This window comes from Chlorobium sp. KB01 (assembly GCF_001975465.1).
Taxonomy (GTDB): Bacteria; Bacteroidota; Chlorobiia; order Chlorobiales; family Chlorobiaceae; genus Chlorobium.
The window spans coordinates 1-2,506 of sequence record NZ_MPJE01000050.1; the positions used below are offsets into that span (position 1 = coordinate 1).

Here is a 2,506-nt window from a genome sequence, read left to right on the forward strand (position 1 = left end):
CAATTTGATATTCTTTTACGAAGCAGAGCTTCGGGGAATTGACCCTTAGAGATTAAAAACATCCTCAGCCAAACTGTATATGGTATTATAGTCATAGCCTCTACCGAATTTCGGTTGCCAATAACGTCCATGAGCAAGCCAATGCCTATATTTAAAGGCTGATTTTAAATCTGAAAATATTTGACTATCCAGATTACTATACTGAGACCAACAGTTAAATATGTCATTTTCAAGTGCGGGACTATTCCTTTTTATTTGATATACTTGTCTGAAATTTCTTGAAAGGGGATCTTTCTTTTTCCTATAAACTCTCTGTAAATAATCAATTCTGAATGCTGCCTCCAATGCCGAAAGAACAGAGAGTGATACCAAACGACTTTCCTCTTCAAGTCGATCATCTAATTCCTTTCTTATATCATAAAGGGAATATCCAAAAAACTTTTCATAACCTGTTAAGTCTGAAAATATTACCGTTTGAATATATTTCTCAACATCAGAATAATATGATCGCAAAGACTTCTCCACATCTGAATAATGTGATGAAATCTCATCCAAGCACAGATGCTGGCCAGAAAGTCCTATTCGTTTAACCATTTACCACTTTCATTAATGCATCTTGGAATGATTCTTTCGTCAATGGCAAATAACTAACATTAGGTGGTGGCGTTGCAATATTCCATGACCACACAACTTTTTTATCAGGCGCATTATTTTCTTGTTCAGGCTTAAGAACAAAAAGCAACTTACTCTTTGGCCCTATAAGATCGACCCGGCCTTTGCTACCTATTAAAAGGGTACCTACAGGTTCAAGTTTCAATTTTATATTTCCAATTGAAATAGTAGCCGAATTTACCTTATAATCACCCAAACTTTCCTCAAAAATACTTTTTTCTTTATAATCAATTTTAATGGATTCGTTTTCACAAAGAATATTTTCTATAAGCTTATAGAAATCCTCAAGGTAGGTTTTCCATTGAGTAAGCTGCGTTGAAACCCATTCCTTATCAGCCTCAGGTTTCTGTACTATTTGTTTTATGAAATCGTTAAAATCATTTGCCATAGCGTTATTTATTCTAAGTTATTAAGTATGAATTTCCTATTGTTCTTTGCTCAGCAATATTCCAACCTGCATTTTCATGACACCTTGAAACTGCTCATTATTACAATCAAAACCGAATCGCATCAGGATATGCTCTAATCTTAATAAATCTGTAAACAATTCTGATAAAAGTAGAGGTCACTTCTATACTTACATTTCCCTAAATGTACGAATCTTCCATAAAGGGTAAACAATTTTTGCCTATCCATTTTACCAACAATCCCTTTTCAGAATTAACCAAGGTCTGCTTCACCAAAAGGGAACCTATTCCCCATAAGCAACATCTGGTTCATGGACTGACGAGTAGCTGTCCATCCACGCCAGATCCTTGCCGATTACCAGCTCTTCCATTGTTGTATTATGCGTATTGGTCATGGGAATAAGCCTCATCTGGAACCCGTGTTTTCGTGCCAGTTGTTTGACCGCTTCAGCATTGTCATAGGTCATCAAAAAATCACCGGCAACCGATTCGCAGAGTTCAAAGAGTCGTTCATGGTCAATCTCTGAATAGCGATACAGCCGCTTTCCTGCTTTTTTCCCGCCTGCGGTGTAGGGTGAATCAATAAAAAAAAAGAACATCACTCCGGTCGGAATACTCCTCAATGACTTTCAAACCATCCAGTTGGCCGAAAATCGATTTTGTCGGCCAACTGATTTATGCCTGCGAAACGTCTGGCCAGAGTCTCCGGATACCAGCGGGAACGGATTCCTTTTCCGTTTTCACCATGCTTGAGCAATCCCGACCCGGCTGCAAGTATTCCTCCGTGATTGGTTCGATTTTTCAAAATCGTCTGAAAAGCCCGCTCCTTAAAATCCCCGGCATCCTTTGATAACTCCGCCTGCAGGTTCTCCATTGTCAGATCGAATGACTTGATTCTTTTTGCCAGCCATTCGGCATGCCCGTCAACGACAGCCTGCCATACAGCAGCAATATCTTCATCCAGCTCAACCATAACCGCACTCTGAACAAGATTTTCAAACAATGCCGTAAGCGTTATAATACCACCTCCGGCAAAAGGCTCAACAAGAAGAGCTGGCTTCACACTGTTTTTCGCCAACCAGTTTCTGAACACCGGCACAAACCATGTTTTCCCTCCGGGATAACGAAAAGGGCTCCTTTGTGGGACAGATGATACATTCACCGGTTTGGGGTGGATGACAACATCAATCAGTTGAGGAAATAAACTCTGCTGCCTCGTAATGGTCATTTCAAAATGGTTTGTTTAGCGTCTTGTTGTTTGGCGGTCTTTCAAGCTGCTCATCAGTAAAACCAAAAACCTCGGCCAATGGATGCAGAAAAGTCTTCATACCCTGATAACTATGCTTTTTTTACTTTTTAACAATATAGCCTCAATAATTCATGACGCCCAAAATTGGGGGTATTGCATTCCAAAAATAAGTTTGGCG

The 2,506-nt window shown here is 39.5% G+C and carries 4 protein-coding genes; all 4 read right to left on the reverse strand.

Annotation, left to right across the window (positions count from 1 at the left end; translation table 11 throughout):
* Positions 1 to 45: 45 nt before the first annotated feature.
* The 4 genes from BOO20_RS05410 to BOO20_RS13125 all read right to left on the reverse strand — a co-directional run bounded on the left by BOO20_RS05410 (position 46) and on the right by BOO20_RS13125 (position 2,307).
* Positions 46 to 555: a hypothetical protein gene (locus tag BOO20_RS05410; protein WP_144277122.1), complete on the reverse strand. Its 510-nt coding sequence runs from the start codon at positions 553 to 555 to the stop codon at positions 46 to 48.
* Positions 556 to 586: 31 nt separating this feature from the next.
* Positions 587 to 1,060, reverse strand: coding sequence for a hypothetical protein (locus BOO20_RS05415; protein WP_076791191.1), 474 nt, complete (start codon positions 1,058 to 1,060; stop codon positions 587 to 589).
* 303 nt (positions 1,061 to 1,363) lie between these two features.
* Complete coding sequence (locus BOO20_RS13120) at positions 1,364 to 1,678, reverse strand: hypothetical protein (RefSeq protein ID WP_233120899.1); 315 nt, start codon at positions 1,676 to 1,678, stop codon at positions 1,364 to 1,366.
* A gap of 20 nt (positions 1,679 to 1,698) precedes the next feature.
* On the reverse strand, positions 1,699 to 2,307 hold the full coding sequence (locus BOO20_RS13125) for a DNA adenine methylase (RefSeq protein ID WP_233120900.1): 609 nt from the start codon (positions 2,305 to 2,307) through the stop codon (positions 1,699 to 1,701).
* Positions 2,308 to 2,506 lie beyond the last annotated feature (199 nt).

Bases quoted from the DNA above. Each gene is read 5' to 3' on its own strand.
- BOO20_RS05415 (WP_076791191.1), bottom strand. From the start codon at position 1,060: ATGGCAAATGATTTTAACGATTTCATAAAACAAATAGTACAGAAACCT.
- BOO20_RS13120 (WP_233120899.1), bottom strand. From the start codon at position 1,678: ATGTTCTTTTTTTTTATTGATTCACCCTACACCGCAGGCGGGAAAAAA.
- BOO20_RS13125 (WP_233120900.1), bottom strand. From the start codon at position 2,307: ATGACCATTACGAGGCAGCAGAGTTTATTTCCTCAACTGATTGATGTT.